The sequence below is a fragment of the Paenibacillus sp. BJ-4 genome, assembly GCF_020404765.1.
Taxonomy (GTDB): domain Bacteria; phylum Bacillota; class Bacilli; order Paenibacillales; family Paenibacillaceae; genus Paenibacillus.
On sequence record NZ_JAIVEM010000088.1, the window covers coordinates 105,723 to 125,199 of the forward strand.

Consider the following 19,477-nt stretch of genomic DNA (forward strand, 5'->3'; position numbering starts at 1 on the left):
ATGCTGTAACATCTGATTCACAGCCTGAGTTAAGGCAAGGCTTGTCCGCGCGCGCTGACGTACAATTCATACCATTCCTCACGGGTCATTAGCTTGCTCTGACGTTCCGCATCCTGACAGGCCTTGATTCGTTCAGGATTGGCGCTGCCAATGACGGGCTGAATCCGTGCCGGATGCTTCATAAGCCAGCCCAGAACGATAGCTTCACGTGTCGTTTCTTTTTCAGTAGCCAGCTTTTGCACCAGCTCAGCCGTCTTGCGAACATGCTCCGGCTCTCCGTCCAAAGAACCTCCGCTAAAACGTCCCTGTGCCAGCGGTCCCCACGCTTGAAGCTGAATATCCTCCGTTTGGCAGTATTCCAGCAAGCCTTCGCCGAAATGCACATTCGTTCCCGCCTGCTGATTTACATGCACGGTCTGATCTACAAAATGCAGATGTGCCAGGCTCATCTCCAGCTGATTAACGACCAATGGCTCCGTCAGGCTGCGCTCCAAAAAACGAATCTGGCTTACATTCATATTGGAAACGCCAAAATGCCGGACTTTGCCGGACGCCTTGAGCTTGCCGAACGCCTCTGCTACTTCCTCCGGTTCTACCAGCGGATCGGGGCGATGCAGCAGCAGAATGTCCAAATATTCGGTTCCCAGACGCTTCAAGATACCGTCCACGGACTCCATAATATGAGCATATGAGAAGTCAAAGCGGCCTGGGAGTATACCATCCGGCAGGAAAATCCCGCATTTGGACTGAATTACGATTTGTTCACGCAAAGCGGGTTGTCCCTCTAAAATTCGGCCGAAAATTTCTTCCGCTTTCCCCATACGGTAAATGTCCGCATGATCGAACATCGTAATTCCGATGGAACGTGCCGCTTCTACGGCTCTTTCAGCTTCAATGATATGCTCCTGCGTATACGGGGCATGACTCCATTCTCCACCAAAAGGCATACAACCAAGCGCCAGACGACTATCGGAGATTCCACGTTTCTGTAAAGGCAGTATCTTCATTCTGCTCCTCCTTCATCCCCCAAAGAAATATTTGCATTATTAAACCTTTTTATCCGAATATACCCATACTCAAATAACGTTCTCCGGTATCTGGAGCAATACATAGCACCCGTTTACCCGCTCCCAAACGCCGGGCTTCCTGAATAGCCGCCCAAATCGTAGCTCCACTGGAGGGCCCCACGAGAATCCCTTCCTCGGCAGCAATCGCCCGGGTCATTGCAATCGCATCCTCATCGGAAACCTGTACGATTTCATCATAAACCTTCGTATTCAGTACGTCAGGAATAAATCCCGGACTGGTGCCAACCAGCTTATGCGGACCAGGTTTCCCCCCGGACAGCACTGGCGAACCCATGGGTTCGACCACTACCACACGTAGATCCGGCAAATGCTGGCGCAGCACTTCACCCGTTCCTGTAATGGTACCGCCTGTTCCCGAAGAAGCGACGAACACATCCAGCCTTCCTTCCGTCTGCTCCAAAATTTCAAGTGCCGTCGTAGTACGGTGGATGTCCGGGTTAGCCTCATTTTCAAATTGATGCGGGATAAAGCTCCCTTCAATCTCAGCCCCTAATTCGAGCGCCTTGCGGATCGCACCCGGCATTCGTTCCTCTGCCGGGGTCAGCACGACCTCAGCTCCGTATGCTTTTAAAATATTGATCCGTTCCTTCGTCATATTCGACGGCATCACCAGAATCGCACGGTAGCCTCGCGCAGCCGCATTCATCGCAAGTCCGATACCCGTATTGCCGCTGGTTGGCTCAATAATGGTGCCTCCCGGCTGTAGATGCCCCGCCTTTTCGGCCTCGTCAATCAGATTGCCTGCCGCCCGATCCTTGACACTGCCACTTGGATTAAAATATTCCAGCTTTACATACACCTCTGCATCCTGCGGCCCTGTGAGCCGTTGCAACCTTACACAAGGTGTATCTCCAATTAAATCCGTAATATGATGTACCACTTTAAGTGTCATCTTTTGTCCCCTCCTTGGATGTTCCCTACTAACAAAATAACATAATTAGCTGCTCCCTACCCGCCCCTTTATAAACTATATAAATCTTATCTATTTAGTATGTAAAATTCTTGCAAAATGGGTCGCCAGATATCAACTGTAATGATATACTCGCATTACTATTTTTTCAGGAGGATACAAGAAACTTATGAGTTCTCAAGAACATATGACAGCTAATCGCTTTCCCCCTTCCTTGCTATGGCTGACACTTGGCGCCTTCGCCATCGGGATGACCGAATTCGTCATTATGGGACTTCTGCCCAATGTAGCGCATGATCTTCATGTTACCATTCCACAAGCCGGGCAGCTTATTACCAGTTACGCGCTGGGTGTAGCCATTGGCGCACCTGTGCTTACCGTATTAACCCACAAGGTGCCGCAAAAAAAGCTGCTATGTCTGCTAATGACCATATTTATTTTAGGCAATCTGTTCTCCGTCGTTGCCCCCAACTATGAGCTTCTTATTGCGGCCCGTATGGCTACCGCGTTATCACACGGAACTTTTTTGGGCGCCGGTTCCCTGATCGCCGCCCGACTGGTTCGTGCTGACAAGCGGGCTGGTGCCATTTCTATGGTACTGACCGGATTGACCGTAGCGAACATTATCGGCGTGCCCTTTGGTACCTTTATTGGGCAGCAGCTCGGCTGGCGAGCTTCGTTCGGAGCCATTGTCGTGATCGGCCTCATTTCTCTTTTGGGCATCATTCGTTATATCCCGGTCATTCAGCAGGACAAGCCTTCCAGTCTCAAACAGGAAGTCCGAAGCCTGTTTAATCCAAAGGTACTACTAATGCTGCTCACAGGGGCAGTCGGCTGTGGCAGCCTGTTCTCTGTCTTTACATACATTACTCCTTTACTTACGGACATTAGCGGCTTTGCCGAGCATAACATTACGTGGATTCTCGTCCTGTTCGGACTCGGTGTAACCATCGGCAACATCGTTGGCGGCAAGCTCGCAGATTGGAAGTTGCTGCCGTCCTTGATTGCAAACTATGCTGTACTGGCCATTATTCTGGCTATTCTGACGTTTACGCTTCAAAGCAAGGTACTGGCGGTCATCACTGTCTTTATATGGGGGATTGCCGCGTTCGGCATCATGCCGGGGATTCAGGTTCGCATCATGAACCTTGCCTATGAAGCTCCTTTGCTCTCCTCCACCTCCAGCCATTCCGCATTGAATCTGGGTAACGCAGGTGGTGCTTTTATCGGTGGAGTCGTTATTAATCAAATGGGGCTGGCTGCCATCCCATGGGTTGCATCGCTAATTACTGTCGGCGGTCTGCTACTGATGCTGGTCAGCTACATGATGGATCGCAAGACGGCTCATACTAAAGCAGCAACAGAGACACAATCATAGAATCGTTCAGTTTGTTGGACAGTGTACAGCTACCAATCGGACCGCAGCAATAAATGGCGGCGTATCTCTAAAAATAGCAAGTTGGACGTAAACGAATGGTTTATTTTTCACAGATTGAGATGATATTGTCCAGTTCCTTCTTCTAAATTCCTCATAGTATGACAGTGCAATACCAATTTATGAGGAAAGAAGTGTGTATGATGAGCCTTTATTTTACTAACAACACGAGTAACACTATCTATGCTGCCTATGCTTATCCTAGTTCCGACTGTCACCCCATCAGTTATTCTAAAATCGGCTGGTATCGGATAGCGCCTGGTGATACGAGGGAAGTATGGAGCGGGTCCGTAGGGGGAACCACATTCTATTATTATGCTGAAGATCACTCCGGAAATACGTGGCCAGGTACGTACTACACACGGCTTCCGAGAAGTACTAGCCGTGATTTTCACTGGTGTTGGAGCTATAGCAGCGGATCATCCAGACGAGTGGGGCTGCGTAGACTCCCCATTGATGAATCTGTAGTTAATTTCACTCTCGAGTTCGTCACCAGTACAAGAAAAAGTCAACCGACATCAAAGACAACTCGTACGGCGTTACCTTCCAAATCCGGGGAATCCGGCATTCGCAGAATTCCGAGAAGACCGGTTCAATTTAAAAAAGGAACCCCGATTCCAGTAAAGTCCAAATCATAAGTCAGTGAATTGTAACCCGCAAAATGGACATTTTGAAAAAAAGTGACCACCTTGCGGGTTATTTGTGTTTTAATTCCGGACGCTCAGACGCGTGTTGAAACCACAGTATTTTGCCTCGCCGTTCAGCTTAACCAACGGTCAAAGAAGTCTCGATACCCCTGCTTCATCACCTTACTTGAAAACTGTTCCATGGCGTATGCCTGATTCTCCATAGATACCTGGCGAGGTGAAGCCGCAGCCATATTGACCAGCTCGAACCAGTTTTTCTCATTCCCTGAAAAAGAATGTGTAGAGCTGATATGTCCATAGCAAGGATGCTCCGGCTTGACGACGATTTTCCCCATCGCCAGTGCTTCGGTCAGCGGCATCGCGAATGTATCGAATTTAGAGCAGCTCCAATACACCTTCGCCGTGTTCATCAGTGCAAACACCTCATCCTGCGTCAATGCAAATTGAAGCTTTACATTGTCCGGGATGTCATATTTCTTCATGCTTTCCTTGTAGCGTTCACCGCCAAACACCATGTAGACATCCTTGTCGGGATTATGCCGCGCATACTCCAGCACCAGATCAGGACGCCGATTCTCCTCATCTCTACCGATCCACATCACCCGGTTCTCCACAACCTGCGCAGGATCGAAGTGCTTTTCCACCAGCCGCTCATTAAAGCCAATTGGGATGACTGTCACATCCGTTACGCCAAACTTGGATGCCATCTCTTGCTTGAGAAAAGCAGTCTGCACAATAGCCTTGTCCACGATCTGATAAAAAGGCTTCATCATCTCATAGCCTGTAAGTGCCGGATCAGGAAAACTGTGTGGAAAAAGCACACTCTTTTTAAAAAACATGTTCAAATATGTAAAGCCGGATACCGTATAAATCACGTGCTCAATCTGTTGCTCATGGAGTTGGTCCAGTACGATATCATAATTGACCAGATCCCCCTTTTCGTGCTCATAACCCGGCAGCCAGTCATGGCTGCTCACATGGCGCTCCGGGGATACAAATACAATATCCACTCCCAATTCCAGCCCAATCTGCTTCAGACGTTCTGCAAAAATGCGAGGACCCTGCGCTTCAGCAAATTGTATTTTTCTCATGACCAAACCGACTTTTTTCATCTAGCTCCCCACTTTCTTTGTCCCCATTCCATCATCGCTGCACATTCGTTCAAGCAGGCTAACGTTTCTCCCCGTTGAGCCTCTAATTGCTCTTTTGACCATTTGTCGCCGTTTCTATGCTGGCCCGTTCCAAGTCTCTGTAAATCACTTTGAATTAGCAGCAGCATCCACAGCGAAAATATCACAGCAAACATGCCATATTCCAGTAAAAATGTCGCTCGATCCACTCTTATCCCCAGCAGCTCCAACTGCTCCAGATACGTGTCCAGCATGCGGATACGCAAATCGGACGTCATGCGACGTGGGAACAACGGATGGGACATGTCGATCAGATGGTATACATCCCACAGCGGTATGTTCAGATGAGCATGCTCCCAATCCAGCACCATAAGCCGTTCCCCGCTTAGCGCATAGTTCCCTGGATGAAGATCACCATGCGACAGTACAAGCTGCTGTGAAAAAGACTGGTACTCCAGCTGTCCATAAATACGCTGCACCTGTTGCTTGGAGAATCCCAATGAACTGCAAAGCTTCAGTACCTCAGGCTTGCGCTCGCACAGCTCAGAAGCCATCTCCTCAATGAGTGGTTTTGGACCGCGCAGCGGAATGCCAGTAAAACGATCTGTCGGCAAAGCATGCCACCACGCGACAAGTTCAACAGCTCGCAACATCGTTTTTTCTTCATGTAGATGGTGCAGCGAACCAAGGTCCTCAAAAATCATCCATTCTCCTCTGACATCCGTGCCTGCATCAGACCAGGCCAGCAGTTGGGGATAGATGGGTGGCAACGAAGCAAGCACATGCTCATATACCCACTTCTCCCGGCCTTCCTGCTCATCATTGGTTAGCGGTTTGAACACATAACTTTCAGAAGGCGATACGTAAAAACGTTCTACATGTCGACCATTCGTACCTGTATATAAAATTTCACGATTCCGCGCCAGCGTATCATTCAAAGTACCGTCAACATTCACATATGGATGAAAACAATTCATGGCTACCCAACTTTTTTTGTATAAAATGTAATAGCACGATCATATCACAGTCCTCGTTCCAAACGAAGTCCAGATCTCCTTCAGGTAAATTGACGTACCCAAAAAGGGCTATCCAATCAGATCCACCCGACCTGTTGGACAGCCCCTTTTCATATCCGTACTCCTATCCTGTACTACACTCCAATTAATATTTAGTATTCCCGGACTCGCTCGTATTACCGGAAGCAAAGCCTTTGAACAATTGTGGCACATTGTGATACCGAGTATTCGTAATTTTAGCTTTGCTATTAGGACCGTCCGATCTCAGGATCGAATCCTTTACGTTGGAAATATCCGAGTTATCCACGGTCATATTTACTCTGAATTTAGAGCCTCCCAGTTGACGAACCAGCTTTCCAATATCATCGGCTCTAAAGTTTTTAATGTTAATCGTGCCTTCCGCATTGATTTGGAACACTTTGTCATATGCGTGGTACGCTCCGCCGCCCGTAATGTTTACCGTGCCTGGTTCTTTAAGCGTCAAGGCATCTTCACCTACATCCTCCCACGTTACGTTGGAAATAGTCCCGTTGCCATAGACATGCACACCATCCGCAGCAGGTGCAGCAATGATCACATTTTTCAGCGTTGCATTATTTTCAAGCTTGAAAATAGGCTTTTGATCCTCTTTCTGGCTTCCGTCACCCAAGGTTTTGGGATCAGCAACTACCGTTTTCCCCTTACCATCGTATACTTCCCCGGCTTTAACAAGAATGGTTTTACTAACGACTTCTGGAGCTGCATGAGCAGAATAATTGCCGACAAATAAAGCGACCAACATACCTGATAAAGCGATACTTATTCCCTTTTTCAATACTTTGGCTGTTTTTGTACTCATTTCAATTCATCCCTCTCGTCCATTTTTTATTTCTGCCACTGTATCTGAGTTGAGCAAAACATGTAGAGCTTTTCACCCCCCATGTACAATGAACCCATGAACCGAGATACACGTCTGTGATCATTATCTAATTAGTTGCATATGTATACTTGGTATTTGGTTCAAAGTAATAAACTGTGTATTTATTAGAAAACACAATTTGTAAATACAGCGATTTCATTTACAAATTGTATAATTACATTATAGTCACATTTCCAGTAATTTCAATATATAATTCAGCAAATTATCTCCTTTTTTTCAACAAAGTACACAATATTGCCTTTTTTATACTTGTTTAAATCTATTTATCGCCAAATTACGCATCGAAAGAATCATGATCAGTTCATCCTCTATGGTTCTAGATCATTCCATAGGGTGAGCATTACATTATGAGCTTGTGCCTCGCTTCTGATGTGATCTATGCTATTGAATGCGACGTTTGATGAACGTATAATGTATTTAGTGCTTTGAAGCGTTACATCTCAACATTACTGGTGAGAAAAGAGTGGTTATGGTGCAAAACAATAGAGAGATTCCATTAAGAGAACAAAATATTGTGCTTATTGGCTTTATGGGCGTAGGCAAAACAACGATTGGCTCCCATCTTTCGCGCAAGCTGTACCGGGATTTCGTGGATATTGACCAGGAAATTGAACAAGAGTACAACATGCCAACGACAGAGATTTTCAAAACATACGGGGAACAACGGTTTCGCGAAATTGAAAAAGAGCATATTCTGAAGTTGTGCCGCAATACCCGTCTGAAAATCATTTCCGTTGGCGGGGGGGCGTTTTTACAGGAAGAAGTGAAGCAGGCTTGTTTGGCTTCATCTATTGTTTTCTTCCTGGATTTAAATTGGAATTCCTGGAAAGATCGACTTAAGATGCTGATTGACACCCGTCCAAATCTGCAAAACAAGACGTTGGCCGAAATTGAAGATCTTTTCCGTTCCAGACAGAATATTTATGCGGCGAATCACTCCAAGATCGATACAGATCAACTGGATGCGGAAGAAGTCGCTGACTATATTATCCAAACTCTAAATTTGGGTTGGGAGCTGTATGAGCCTACTCGGGGATTGAATTAGAATTAAGAACTACAAAAAAAAAGGAAGACCCAACCATGCATTGCATGAGGGCCTTCCTTTTTTGTTTACTGTGGATGACAGCTTATAGACTGTAATGCCATGCATCTTTTAAGAGTGATGATGTAGTACCGTCAAAATCTCTCTCAATTCGGTGACAGGAATCTGCCCCGGCGCAGAAGCTTTCTTTGCCGCCCCAAAGGTCAGAGCCGAACCAAACAGTTCTCCGGTCAGACGGCTCACGACACCTTTTCCCGCCATCGACATCGTAATGATAGGCCGATCTGCATGCTCCTCCGCCATCGTACGCGTTGCATCCAGCAAGGTCAGCACATCGGCCGTATTGGCAGGCATGACCGCTATTTTAGGCAGATCGCCACCCAATTCCTGCGCCTTTCGCAACCGGGATACGATTTCCTCCTTCGGCGGCGTCTTCTGGAAATCATGGTTGGATATAATCACAAACACTTTATGCTGATGCGCAGCTTCCACCAGTGTCTTCACATCGGCTTCCTCATTGAAAAGCTCGACGTCGATGATATCTACTTGTCCCGTCTCGGCCACCGTGCGGTTCAACTCCACATAACTCGCCGCACTGATCTCCTTTTCCCCGCCTTCCCGAGCACTGCGAAACGTAAAGACGAGTGGAATATTTCCTAACATAGACCGAATTTCATTCAAGGCAGCCTTAACTCGCTCCAAGTCCTCCACATGCTCAAAAAAATCAACTCTCCACTCTACGATATCCAGATCGAGTGTGCGCAAATAAGCAGCCTCTTCCTTCAATTGCTCCAACGTTTCTCCCACCATTGGAACACAGATTTTAGGTGCTCCTTCACCGATCAGCACATCTTTCACCTTTACGATTTTTGCCATATCTATCTCACTCCCCAACCATAGTTTTAAGCCCACTTTTACAATATTTCATAGTATAACGCATTCTCAATAAGTATGCAGATGCTTAGGCTCGGTTTGTTGGCTTACTCCGAATCAAGCGCGATTTTAGGGGACAATTTGCGAACGTTTTACCAATCTCCGAACAGGGCGTAAGTATTACAAGCACATCGGCGGACATCCCTGTAAAAAAAGTGAAAAGGATATCCTCACAGCCAACGAGGCCGCAGGATATCCTTAGAATGCAAAAATTCAATAAACTAATGTGTAGACGTATTTTTCAAATCCGCTTCATAACGAAGGCCGATTTGTTGTCTTGCATCCTCCATCACTTCAGCGACTGCAAGTGAACACTCCAAGGAGTTAATGGAACTGTTGCGCTCTCCAATTTTGATCAGATCAATAAACTCCTGAATTTCATAATACATCGGCTCACGTGTCTGAGCTTTCGTCAAATCCTCAATGGTGCCGTCCCGATAATGGATTTTCACCTCATAGGGCTGACTGATTTTGTCGATCACCATCGTTCCATTCTCACCTTGAATTTCAGCAGACAGATAGGAATCGGAAATTTTGGAATGCATGACGACCGCATCCATATCAGGATATCGCATCACAATACTGCCCTCACCATCGACGCCAGAGGACAAGAGTACACCGACTGCACGAACCTCTTCCGGTTTGCCGAATAATGCCACCATGGGATATAAGCAATACACACCCAAATCCATCAAGGAACCATTGGAAAAAGCCGGATTGAAGGCATTCAACACCTTACCTTGCTTAAAAGCATCAAAACGTGAGGAGTATTGACAGTAGCTTGCAAAATAACGCCGAACCCGGCCTATTTTATACATATGCTCCTTTATGATTTTAAAGTTGGGCATAAGCGTGGATTTAACAGCCTCCATCAACAGAACATTGTTGTTACGTGCGGCTTCGATCATGCTCCGCACCTCCGTTGCATTCGAAGCAAACGGCTTCTCACATAGTACATGCTTGCCATGATTCATACACAAAATCGCCTGCTCCGCATGCAAGGAATTGGGACTGGCAATATATACGGCATCCACCTGATCGCTTGCAGCCATTTGGGCCAGGTCTGTAAAAACCTCTGGTTGGCTGTTATATTTGGCAGCAAAGGCTTTGCCTTTATCCTCTGATCGTGAGTATACTGCGGTCAGGGAAAATTCGTCCGTCTCTCCCCCGGCTTGAATAAACCTCTCTGTTATCCAGTTGGTTCCAACAATACCAAAACGCATCACAATATCCCATCCTTCCCGTGAGTCATTCTCATTTAAATATATGTATCTATTCTCGCATTCTAGCCTAGGCTTGTCCACTATATCGTAGGGTTATCTTGTTCTTCAACAACTTTTATTCGACAAAAAAAGACTGTAGTCATCAGATTAATTTATTTCTGATTGTACTACAGTCTTTGTATGCTTTTTGCTGGTTTTATACCTTTATTTTTTGGAAATGACCTTGCCTACTTCTGTCAAAATGGCATCCATAGAAGCCGGGTCATGTACATCATACTCATCAATGTTCAGACACAGGACAGGACAAGCATCGAACTCGCTGATCCAATTGGAATATCTGCGGTGCATTTGCTCCCAGTAGGCTCTCTCGGTCTGGATCTCCATCTCGCGACCGCGTTCCTCAATCCGACTCAGTATGGAGGGCAGGCTGCCTTCCAGGTAGATCAGCACATCCGGGTGCGGGAAAAACGGTGTCATCACCATCGCCTCAAACAGGCTAGTGTATGTTTCATAGTCCGTCGGGTTCATCGTTCCCTGATCGGCATGCATTTTCGCAAAAATGCCCGTGTCCTCATAAATGGAACGATCCTGCACAAAGCCCCCACCGGATAAGAAAATATTTTTTTGTTCTTTGAAGCGCTCAGCGAGAAAATAAATTTGCAGATGGAAGCTCCATCTTTCGAAATCATGATAAAATTTTTCCAGATACGGATTATGATCGACCTGCTCCAAAGAGGTTTTAAAACCCAGGCGTTCAGCCAAAGCAGCCGTTAGCGTGGATTTCCCCACACCTACCGTGCCCGCTACCGTAATCAGGGCATTAGCGGGAATGTTGTAATTATTCATTGGATAAGCTCCTTTACATCGGAAACAATTTGTTCGAACTGTGCCTGGTTTTCTACAAAATCAATCTCATTTCCATCTATGGTCAATATACGGGGCGAAGGGGACTGTTCAGCAAGAAACTGAATGCCTTTATCATAATCCGTAATTAATTGCTCCAGATAGGCGGGGGCCATCTCCTGTTCAAAGGAGCGCGCCCGCTTACGAATTCTGCCCAGCAAAGTATCCAAGTCGGCTCTAATATAGATGATGATGTCCGGCTTAGGCATGTCATCTGTCAGTAGATGATAGATTTGACGGTATTTGTCTCGCTTTATACCTTTAAGCGTACGTTCAGCAAAAATCAGATTCTTGTAGATATGATAGTCAGAAATAACAGGCTGAGCTTTCTCCAGATATTGCAGACCAGTGTCCTCCAGTTGCTTATACCGGTTGCAGAGAAAGAACATTTCCAGTTGAAAGCTCCATTCATCTATATTTTGATAAAATTTATCGAGAAACGGATTTTCCTCGACAATTTCTTTAATAAGCGGTATATGCAGCTCGGTTGAAAGCATCGAAGCCAACGTCGTTTTACCTGCTCCGATGGGCCCTTCAACAGCTATAAAAGGGGCATGTTTCATGCGGTTCCGTTCCTCCTTGTACTTCAGTCCATCCTGTGGACAACTATCCTATTGTATCACAAGGAAGTGTGCTAACGGCATATCAAATCTATGGATAAAACAAAAAAACAGAGCTGCCATATCTTGCTTCATAGCCGTCTCTGTTTCTGCTTAGATATTTCTGCTGGTCACTCATTTAAACCAGCCTTTTTCATTAAAACGTGTAATCGCCTCAATCCGGTTGCTGACACCCAGCTTATCGAGAATGACTGAGATGTAATTACGTACCGTCCCTGTCGTTAAATACAATTCACCAGCAATCTCCTTCGTGTTCTTCCCGTCAGCAATGAGCGCTAGAACGGATTTCTCACGCTCAGTCAGCGGATTGACTTCGGCATAAGCATCATCGATCAGTTCCGGGGCATAAATGCGACGGCCTGCTAAAATGCTGCGAATGGAGGATGCCAGTTCTTCACTGGGACTATCCTTGAGCAAATAGCCGTGCGTACCTGCCTTGATGGCCCGTTCAAAATACCCGGGACGAGCAAATGTGGTCAAAATCATCACTTTGCAGTTCAATCCCTTGAGTTCTTCAGCCGCATCCAATCCACTCTTTATCGGCATTTCGATGTCCATGATGCATATATCCGGCTGATGCAGCTTGACCAGCTCTACAGCCTCTTCCCCATTACTCGCTTTTCCAACTACTTTCATATCCTCTTCCAAGTCCAGCAGCGAAGCAAGAGCACCCAGCAGCATACGCTGGTCTTCCGCAATGACAATTCGTATCATGGCCCCACCTCCTCGTTCGGCTTTTCCGTGATATTCGGCACTTTAATGATCAGGGTCGTTCCCTGATCTGAATGCAGCTCCATACATCCATTCACAAATTCGAGCCTTTCCTTTATTCCTTGCAGCCCATGTCCCCGAAAGACTGCATGTTCTCCCATAACTCCAATCCCATTATCCTCAATCCGAAGGGTCAATTCCTTCCGAGACGGCTCAATGGTGATAGAACAAGCGGTGGCTCCACTGTGCTTAACCACATTGGTTACCGCCTCCTTCATGCACATACTAAGCACATTTTCGTTCATTAATGACGTATGCTTCAGCTTCGGGTCGCCCTCCAGGGTCAATTCAATATGAGCAGCCTTTAAAATCTGTCGAATACGCAGTAACTCATCCTCTAATCGCATACCACGCATTTGAGTCACCATTTCCCGCACTTCCTTTAACGCGCTTCTCGCCGTAAGCCGAACATCGTTAATTTCAACACGAGCCCGCTCTGGGTGCTGATTCATCAGTTTGCCCGCCAAATCGCTTTTCAGTCCGATGAGTGACAGCTTCTGGCCCAAGGTATCGTGCAGATCACGTGCAATTCTCTGGCGCTCCTCCAGCTTAATCAGTTCTGATATTTTCTTATTGGCATCCTCTAATTGTACCTGAAGCCGATCACTTTTGTTACGATTAAAATTCGTGATCGGAAGAAGAATCACACCAATCAGATTGAGCAAAATAAAAGGAATCTGCTTAATAAAAACAGGATTTTCAGAAACAAAACCATAATTGATCAGTCCAATGGTAATAACCATTAGAAGAATATACAGTGTCGTGAATGCGGCTTTACTTTTAATATTACCGATCAGATAAGCGATAAATATGGAAAAATACATGTAGCTGAACAGCAGCGTCATGGTAATCGATATGACAATCTGTACACTGGTCCAGAAGTATATCAGCCAGCCTTTCGAGACAAAAGCCAGAACATAACAAGCAAAAAACACTAAAATAATCGCCGTGCCCAGAATAATATGACTTGTCGAGGAGGTGTTGAAGTAGTAAAAGGGCAGGATATAAAAGACAACCCACACATAAGGGCTAAGTCCCGTATTTTTTTGGAAAATCTGATACCATTTTTGCATCCTGCCCACCCTTCTCTCCTTCACCTTGCTTTTATACCTTATCTTATCATATCGAAATGTGTACAATTCATTTTCTTTCTGTGCTCACAACAGGTGCAGGAATGGATTTGGTAACGGTAACACGTTTGCCCAGCAGCGGCCTCACTTGTTTAAAGGTCAAAAAGGTTTTTGTGCTTTCATCCCAAAGCCGGAATTTTAAAGATTGCAGACTGCTGCTCATAGTGATGGTGGTTGCTTTTTGCAACAATGGTGTCGCTTCATGTGCCTTCTCCAAATTATAATTCGGCACTTTGGGACTCAAGTGATGGACGTGATGAAAACCGATATTCCCCGTAATCCATTGCAATACTTTAGGAAGCTTGTAGTAAGAGCTGCCCTCTACGGCTGCATTGATATAGCTCCACTCTTCATCATGCTCAAAATATGAATCCTCAAACTGATGCTGCACATAAAATAGCCAGATTCCCAGCATGCCTGATACAAAAAAGATAGGCACCTGTATCAGAAGAAACGACTGCCAACCGATAACCCAACACAACAATGCGTACAATGCGACGATAGATATATTTGTAATATAAGTGTTTATTTTTTCCTTGCGCTTCGCTGTTTTGACGTTAAACCGATAGGAAAGTAAAAAAGTATAAATCGGACCTAATCCGAACATAACCCAAGGATTCCGGTAGATGCGATAAGCCAGCCGTGTCCATGTGGAAGCCTGAGCGTACTCTTCTACCGTAAGTACCCACATATCACCTGTACCTCTTTTGTCGAGATTACTGCTGGTTGCATGGTGGACCGCGTGACTATTTTTCCATTGGTGATACGGACAGAGCGTAATAACACCTGTAATCGTTCCCACAATGTCATTCAGCTTGCGGCTTCTGAAGAAGGATTGATGACCACAATCATGAAAAATGATAAATGTCCTTACCACAAACCCTGAAGCAATAATGGTAATCGGAAGCGTCAGCCAATAGGATACCGACAGACTGAGATAAGCCGCATACCATAGCAGGATCAGCGGGCCCAAGGTGTTAATGAGCTGCAGAACGCTGGATTTGGTGTTTATTTTTTCGTAAGGAGCCATATTTTTTTTCAATTGAGCTAATGGAAGTTGTGCCATACTTAATGTTGATCCTCCTTTAAAATGACGCCTGTACCTTGATCTCGTCAGACGTGCATGTAGATCTAACCTCAGTATAAGGAGTAGCCTCTGACCGCTGTAGTCATAAACGTCAGTTCGGGAGTATGACATTTGTCATATTGTTAAATCAGTGCAGCCATTTGCCAATGGTTCACGGGTTTATTTCCGGGAGAATATTTGTTAAAATAAAAAGTAAATAACGCTGTATGTGACTGGCGAAGTCAGTGGAATAAACCACGAGGGAGCATACAAACAAAAGCGTGCCGTTCGCCTGGGAGAAGTATTTGCAGAGGATTCGTCTGTCTTGACGACCTTGTGCAAATACTTTTTTTCGTTTTTACAAGACCATGACACCCTGTTGATTCCATCATTAGCGCGATAAATTCAGAGGAGGCCCGGACTATGGCTATTATTATGAAATCTAAAGAAGCAGCCGAACAAGTGTATGCGACGATTCGTTCCCAAGTGGAACAGCTCAAACAGCAAGGACATCGTCCCCATCTGGCAACCCTATTGGTAGAAGGTGATCCAGCCTCAGCCTACTACGCCCGGACCAAGCAAAAAATAGCGGAGAAGCTGGGCATCTCTTTTCATCTCCATACCTTTGACCGCCATGTTAGAGAAGCCGAGCTCCTTCACCTGATCGACAGCCTGAACGAGGCTTCTCATGTACACGGCATTATGCTGGAATTGCCTCTTCCCCGGCATCTATCCGCATCCGTCATTAAACAGTCCATCGCCCCGTACAAGGATATTGATGGAATTACCCCGGGCAATAAGCTGGCTACCGTTACAGGTGAAGCTGGACTGTATCCCGCTACACCTCAAGCCTGTATTGAGCTGCTCAAGCATTACGGTCACACCCTGGCAGGCAAAAATGTCACCCTTGTCGGCATCGGCCAGACCGTAGGACTCCCTCTTTTTCACATGCTGCAAAGAGAAAATGCCACCGTCACCGCCTGTCATGCGGGCACACGCGATATTGCAGAGCATTTGAGTCATGCAGACATTGCCTTCGTCGCAGTCGGATGCCCTGATGTCATTACACAGGATATGGTGCATCCCGGTCTTATTTTGGTAGATGCGGGAATTAATGAGACGCTGGAGGGGAAAATAGTGGGGGATGCCGCTTTAGACGTTGGGGAAAAGGTCCATGCGATTTCTCCCGTGCCCGGCGGTGTCGGTACATTAACGACGGCAATCTTGTATAAAAATCTGCTCAAAGCGATTGATCTGCAACAATACTCCCGAGAGGTGGTTTATTCATGAGTGAACTGTCGTGGAAGGATTCCATTGGACATTTTCTGAAAGAGGCTGGAAGCGCAGCTCCTACACCCGGCGGAGGAAGTATATCCGCATTGGCTGCGGCACTGGGGGCCGCTATGACCTCCATGACCGCCAACCTTTCACAAGGAGAAAAATTCGCACACATCCACGAACAAATCACTGAAGTGATTCGTAGCATGGAAAACCTGACTGCACGCTGTGAGGAACTGATGGTCGCAGACATTCGATCCTTTGAACAGTACATGGCGGCGCTAAAGCTACCCAAAGAAACAGACGAAGAGAAGCGTTATCGTACCCATTCTCTACAGACCGCAGTGATCGCTGCCATTGAGGTACCATTGCGCTTGCTGGAAGTAAGCCGGGATGGATTGTCTCATGCCTACCGTATTGTGGAGGCGTCTAATAAAAATGTCATTTCTGATCTTGGCATTGGGGCAATCCTGTTTGAAGCTGCTGCTCAATCCGCCCTGCTTACCGTTGACATTAACCTTGCCTCACTAAAGGACTTGGATGTCAAACAATCCTATGAAGCCAAAACAGCTGCACTCATGCGTGAAATTGCACAAATCAAAGAACAAACCCTAATGATCGTGCGCAGCCGAATAACGGGCTAATCCATTGGAAGAACCGTCCCAAGTTATTCCTGCTCCCATGCTCAAAAAATAGCCTCAAAACCCGTTTATAATCGTGGGTTTTGAGGCTATTTTATTGGAATCATTAATTTGTGAAAAACTTTTCTAAATATTCAACGTCTATTGATAAGGGTATATTTCCCAAGATATTGATTTTTCTCTTATATAACTGATGAAGAAATGAGGAAAAGCGTATGAAAAGACGGACCCTATTACTCAGTATGATCGCGTTATTGTTATTCAGCTCTAATGCATGGGCGGCCGAAAAGGAGTCTACGCCCGGTATTCGTTCCTATAATTCCGGGAGTCTGATTCAATCCGATGGAAGCTTGTGGTTGTGGGGCTATAATCAATCTGTTCCTACTCGCGTAGAAGATAAGCCGAACGTTGTAAAAACATTTTCTAATATCTTCAACGAAGGCGACCTGGTATTTACCTTACAAGATCATTCCGCTTGGTATGTACCAAGAAACAATATTTCTGAAGCCGTAAAATTCATTCCTCTGGAAGGACTACAGAACCTCGAAGCTGTAAGTGGTTTAAATCATGTGCTTGCTCTGAGCACCGAAGGCAGCATATATTTCGCTGATCGACTCAACAATGACGACATCTTGGGTCCTTTTCAACCTCTATCTGGCGTCGACGGGGTTGCAAATATAGACAGCTATTATGAAGAAAGACCGGAATATGAGGAAGGCTGGATTTTCTTAAAAAAAGACGGCAGTGTGTGGAAAAACACAAAAGGCTTGCAGGGTTTTAAACCTATTTCCTCCTTGAAGGATATTACGGCAATCGCGAAAAACATAGCCTTAAAAAAAGACGGTACCGTATGGACATGGCCCAAGGAATTTGATACAAACGCTTCCTTATCCGACACTTCAACTGCATCACAGATTCAATCCTTAACAGGAATCCAAACAATCAAATCCAATGGTCTTACCAATCTTGCGATGGATCGGCAAGGCCGGCTGTGGTTCTGGGGTGCTACAGTCACAGGCTCCTCGGATGCTACAACCTATCATAACGAAAATACTCCTGTACTGTTGACTGGTGTAAAGAATGTTAAAGACGCCTTCATCGTTGAGCGTTCCATCCTTGCACTGACCACAGAGGGGAGTGTTTATGCAGCGTCCTTGGACGGGGAAAAATTATTGCCGAATGCCCACTTTACATTACTGGCCCAAAATATTCAAAGCATCAAAGCAGGTCCAAGACATGTAATCATGCAAAAAACGGACGGCACCCTGTGGGGGTGGGGGGTTAACAAGCATGCGCAGCTCGGCATAGGGGATTATGAATTTCTTTATAGTACGCCAGTTCCTGTACAAAAGCCGATTCTCGTCCGTCTCAACGGTACACCTGTCCCCCTGAGTAATGGTGTAATTACTCGGAACGGGCAGGCGTTCATTCCCCTCCGTTCTGTTTTTGACAAGCTGGGGGCTGAAGTCACCTTTGACACCAACAATAAAGTAGCGAAGATTATTCAGTCCAAGGCTGGAGCTAATCCTGTCTCTCTACAATTGAATCTCAAAACCAGCCAAACAACAGTGAACGGTAAACCTGTGGATCTTACCAACCCTCCTTTCACTGTGAACGGTATTGCCTATCTTCCTCTGCGCTTAATCAGCGAGACGTTAGGGGCCAAGGTAGATTGGATACAAAAGGAAGGTACTATCACCATCACGACCGTCACCACGACGAAATAAGAAGATTAACCAGGAGAATATACTAACCAAATCAGATCCAGCAGATCTCCATAAAACGAACCAGTCGAAACCTATATTATGTTTGGGCTGGTTCTTTATTGCTTTATTAAGGTCTTTTGCAGGCTACATACTCACCCGTTTTGATTGATGCTCGCAATTTCCTTAAAGCTTTCATCACTTTTCAGAGGACATGACAATTCATTGCAGCGTAGAATCTTGCCGTCTTTAAATTCAAAAATGGCAATCAGCTCGACCTGCCCCTGTTTTCCATCTTTTTTTGTAATATCTACGGTATAGCGTAAAGTTGCAGTTTGTAGCTCGTCATTATACATTTGGGTTAGAAATACTTTTACCTCTGCTCTGTTCAATGTGCTCACTCCATATCTTTACAGTAGTTGGGACCATGCATGAAGAAACCGGATGACTACGTCTAATTCATCTTCCGAAAAGGCATCAAATAATTGTTCATATTGTTCCTTTAATTGTTATGCATCTGATCATGTACAGCCGCCAGCTGCCTACCTTTATCCGTTACGTCATAATATAATTCTTTCTGATTGTCCGATTTTTTGGACGTCAATAATAATTGATGTTCAACTAGAATATTCACGGCTTTGGTGACCGCCGGTTTGGAAACATGCAGTTCAGCAGCCAATGATGCGTTATTCATACCGCACTGATTGCTATTGACCAGCGAAAGTATATGAAGCTGGGTAATCGTCCATCTTCGTTTTTCTCTCATCACGTCTTCTGTTAGAGCCTCTAGCAAAGCTTGACGCTTCTGTGTACTTCTCTCTCTCGCCAATAGAAAATGTTGAACTGCCTCAAAGGTAAGTTCGTGTTTTGGACGCTTCATAGTACCTCTCCCTTTTTGTTAACCGGTTAGTAAAAATAGTTTACTGGTTAACAAAATAATTGTCGATATGGTGCCTTATGCTGAAACCAGCGTATCTTGGCAAAATTCCTGATCCAACAAAAAAAGCACCCCACTCACGGCT

At 45.6% G+C, this 19,477-nt stretch carries 20 protein-coding genes, 1 pseudogene and 1 riboswitch; of the genes and pseudogenes, 7 read left to right on the forward strand and 14 right to left on the reverse strand.

The genetic code is table 11. The annotated features are described in order from the left end of the window. Positions 1-29: 29 nt before the first annotated feature. Entirely contained in the window at positions 30-1,007 is a 978-nt protein-coding gene (locus LCF57_RS15250; RefSeq protein ID WP_226001457.1) for an aldo/keto reductase, read from the reverse strand. A gap of 49 nt (positions 1,008-1,056) precedes the next feature. Beyond that, complete coding sequence (gene cysK / locus LCF57_RS15255) at positions 1,057-1,980, reverse strand: cysteine synthase A (protein ID WP_226001458.1); 924 nt, start codon at positions 1,978-1,980, stop codon at positions 1,057-1,059. 187 nt (positions 1,981-2,167) lie between these two features. On the opposite strand from cysK, the gene LCF57_RS15260 reads away from it, so the two are divergent. The 3 genes and pseudogenes from LCF57_RS15260 to LCF57_RS15270 all read left to right on the forward strand — a co-directional run bounded on the left by LCF57_RS15260 (position 2,168) and on the right by LCF57_RS15270 (position 3,901). Next, positions 2,168-3,376 carry an MFS transporter gene (locus tag LCF57_RS15260; RefSeq protein WP_226001459.1) on the forward strand — a complete coding sequence of 403 codons (1,209 nt, stop codon included), beginning with the start codon at positions 2,168-2,170 and terminating at the stop codon, positions 3,374-3,376. Between the two features lie 200 nt (positions 3,377-3,576). Next, positions 3,577-3,726: pseudogene (locus LCF57_RS28215) on the forward strand (DUF1036 domain-containing protein); the annotation flags it as partial. Between the two features lie 22 nt (positions 3,727-3,748). Then, positions 3,749-3,901 carry a hypothetical protein gene (locus tag LCF57_RS15270; protein ID WP_226001597.1) on the forward strand — a complete coding sequence of 51 codons (153 nt, stop codon included), beginning with the start codon at positions 3,749-3,751 and terminating at the stop codon, positions 3,899-3,901. 292 nt (positions 3,902-4,193) lie between these two features. Here LCF57_RS15270 and LCF57_RS15275 read toward each other — a convergent pair whose 3' ends face one another. The 3 genes from LCF57_RS15275 to LCF57_RS15285 all read right to left on the reverse strand — a co-directional run bounded on the left by LCF57_RS15275 (position 4,194) and on the right by LCF57_RS15285 (position 7,064). Then, positions 4,194-5,192: a glycosyltransferase gene (locus tag LCF57_RS15275; protein ID WP_226001460.1), complete on the reverse strand. Its 999-nt coding sequence runs from the start codon at positions 5,190-5,192 to the stop codon at positions 4,194-4,196. Further along, positions 5,189-6,166: a phosphotransferase gene (locus LCF57_RS15280; protein WP_226001461.1), complete on the reverse strand. Its 978-nt coding sequence runs from the start codon at positions 6,164-6,166 to the stop codon at positions 5,189-5,191. The genes LCF57_RS15275 and LCF57_RS15280 overlap by 4 nt, the downstream gene beginning before the upstream one ends. 205 nt (positions 6,167-6,371) lie before the next feature. Then, positions 6,372-7,064, reverse strand: a complete 693-nt coding sequence (locus LCF57_RS15285) for a pectate lyase (RefSeq protein WP_226001462.1) — start codon at positions 7,062-7,064, stop codon at positions 6,372-6,374. Positions 7,065-7,617: 553 nt separating this feature from the next. Between LCF57_RS15285 and LCF57_RS15290 the strand changes: the two genes are divergently transcribed. Continuing rightward, positions 7,618-8,190 (forward strand): shikimate kinase, encoded by a 573-nt coding sequence (locus tag LCF57_RS15290; protein ID WP_226001463.1) that lies wholly within the window; start codon positions 7,618-7,620, stop codon positions 8,188-8,190. Between the two features lie 108 nt (positions 8,191-8,298). On the opposite strand, the gene aroD is transcribed toward LCF57_RS15290, so the two are convergent. The 7 genes from aroD to LCF57_RS15325 form a co-directional block, all read right to left on the reverse strand. Then, positions 8,299-9,063: a type I 3-dehydroquinate dehydratase gene (aroD, locus tag LCF57_RS15295; protein WP_226001464.1), complete on the reverse strand. Its 765-nt coding sequence runs from the start codon at positions 9,061-9,063 to the stop codon at positions 8,299-8,301. A 278-nt stretch (positions 9,064-9,341) separates the two neighbouring features. After that, complete coding sequence (locus LCF57_RS15300; protein WP_264083648.1) at positions 9,342-10,343, reverse strand: Gfo/Idh/MocA family protein; 1,002 nt, start codon at positions 10,341-10,343, stop codon at positions 9,342-9,344. Between the two features lie 204 nt (positions 10,344-10,547). Continuing rightward, positions 10,548-11,189, reverse strand: a complete 642-nt coding sequence (locus LCF57_RS15305; protein ID WP_226001466.1) for a deoxynucleoside kinase — start codon at positions 11,187-11,189, stop codon at positions 10,548-10,550. Beyond that, positions 11,186-11,809, reverse strand: coding sequence for a deoxynucleoside kinase (locus tag LCF57_RS15310; protein WP_226001467.1), 624 nt, complete (start codon positions 11,807-11,809; stop codon positions 11,186-11,188). Before LCF57_RS15310 ends, LCF57_RS15305 begins: the two co-directional genes overlap by 4 nt. Positions 11,810-11,980: 171 nt before the next feature. After that, a complete protein-coding gene (locus LCF57_RS15315) occupies positions 11,981-12,580 on the reverse strand; it encodes a response regulator transcription factor (RefSeq protein WP_226001468.1) in 600 nt (199 codons plus the stop codon). Continuing rightward, positions 12,577-13,710 carry a sensor histidine kinase gene (locus LCF57_RS15320; RefSeq protein ID WP_226001469.1) on the reverse strand — a complete coding sequence of 378 codons (1,134 nt, stop codon included), beginning with the start codon at positions 13,708-13,710 and terminating at the stop codon, positions 12,577-12,579. The genes LCF57_RS15315 and LCF57_RS15320 overlap by 4 nt, the downstream gene beginning before the upstream one ends. Before the next feature lie 67 nt (positions 13,711-13,777). Then, a complete protein-coding gene (locus tag LCF57_RS15325) occupies positions 13,778-14,833 on the reverse strand; it encodes a fatty acid desaturase (protein ID WP_226001470.1) in 1,056 nt (351 codons plus the stop codon). A gap of 219 nt (positions 14,834-15,052) precedes the next feature. After that, positions 15,053-15,138, forward strand: a riboswitch (ZMP/ZTP riboswitch). Positions 15,139-15,256: 118 nt separating this feature from the next. On the opposite strand from LCF57_RS15325, the gene LCF57_RS15330 reads away from it, so the two are divergent. The 3 genes from LCF57_RS15330 to LCF57_RS15340 all read left to right on the forward strand — a co-directional run bounded on the left by LCF57_RS15330 (position 15,257) and on the right by LCF57_RS15340 (position 18,479). After that, complete coding sequence (locus LCF57_RS15330; RefSeq protein ID WP_025720698.1) at positions 15,257-16,123, forward strand: bifunctional 5,10-methylenetetrahydrofolate dehydrogenase/5,10-methenyltetrahydrofolate cyclohydrolase; 867 nt, start codon at positions 15,257-15,259, stop codon at positions 16,121-16,123. After that, positions 16,120-16,755, forward strand: a complete 636-nt coding sequence (locus LCF57_RS15335; protein WP_226001471.1) for a cyclodeaminase/cyclohydrolase family protein — start codon at positions 16,120-16,122, stop codon at positions 16,753-16,755. Before LCF57_RS15330 ends, LCF57_RS15335 begins: the two co-directional genes overlap by 4 nt. 212 nt (positions 16,756-16,967) lie before the next feature. After that, entirely contained in the window at positions 16,968-18,479 is a 1,512-nt protein-coding gene (locus tag LCF57_RS15340) for a stalk domain-containing protein (protein ID WP_226001472.1), read from the forward strand. Between the two features lie 131 nt (positions 18,480-18,610). On the opposite strand, the gene LCF57_RS15345 is transcribed toward LCF57_RS15340, so the two are convergent. Both LCF57_RS15345 and LCF57_RS15350 read right to left on the reverse strand, forming a co-directional pair. Further along, positions 18,611-18,847 carry a nuclear transport factor 2 family protein gene (locus tag LCF57_RS15345; protein ID WP_226001473.1) on the reverse strand — a complete coding sequence of 79 codons (237 nt, stop codon included), beginning with the start codon at positions 18,845-18,847 and terminating at the stop codon, positions 18,611-18,613. A 110-nt stretch (positions 18,848-18,957) separates the two neighbouring features. Beyond that, the gene (locus LCF57_RS15350; RefSeq protein WP_226001474.1) at positions 18,958-19,335 is read right to left on the reverse strand and encodes a MarR family transcriptional regulator; all 378 of its coding nucleotides are present in this window, start codon (positions 19,333-19,335) and stop codon (positions 18,958-18,960) included. Positions 19,336-19,477: the final 142 nt, after the last annotated feature.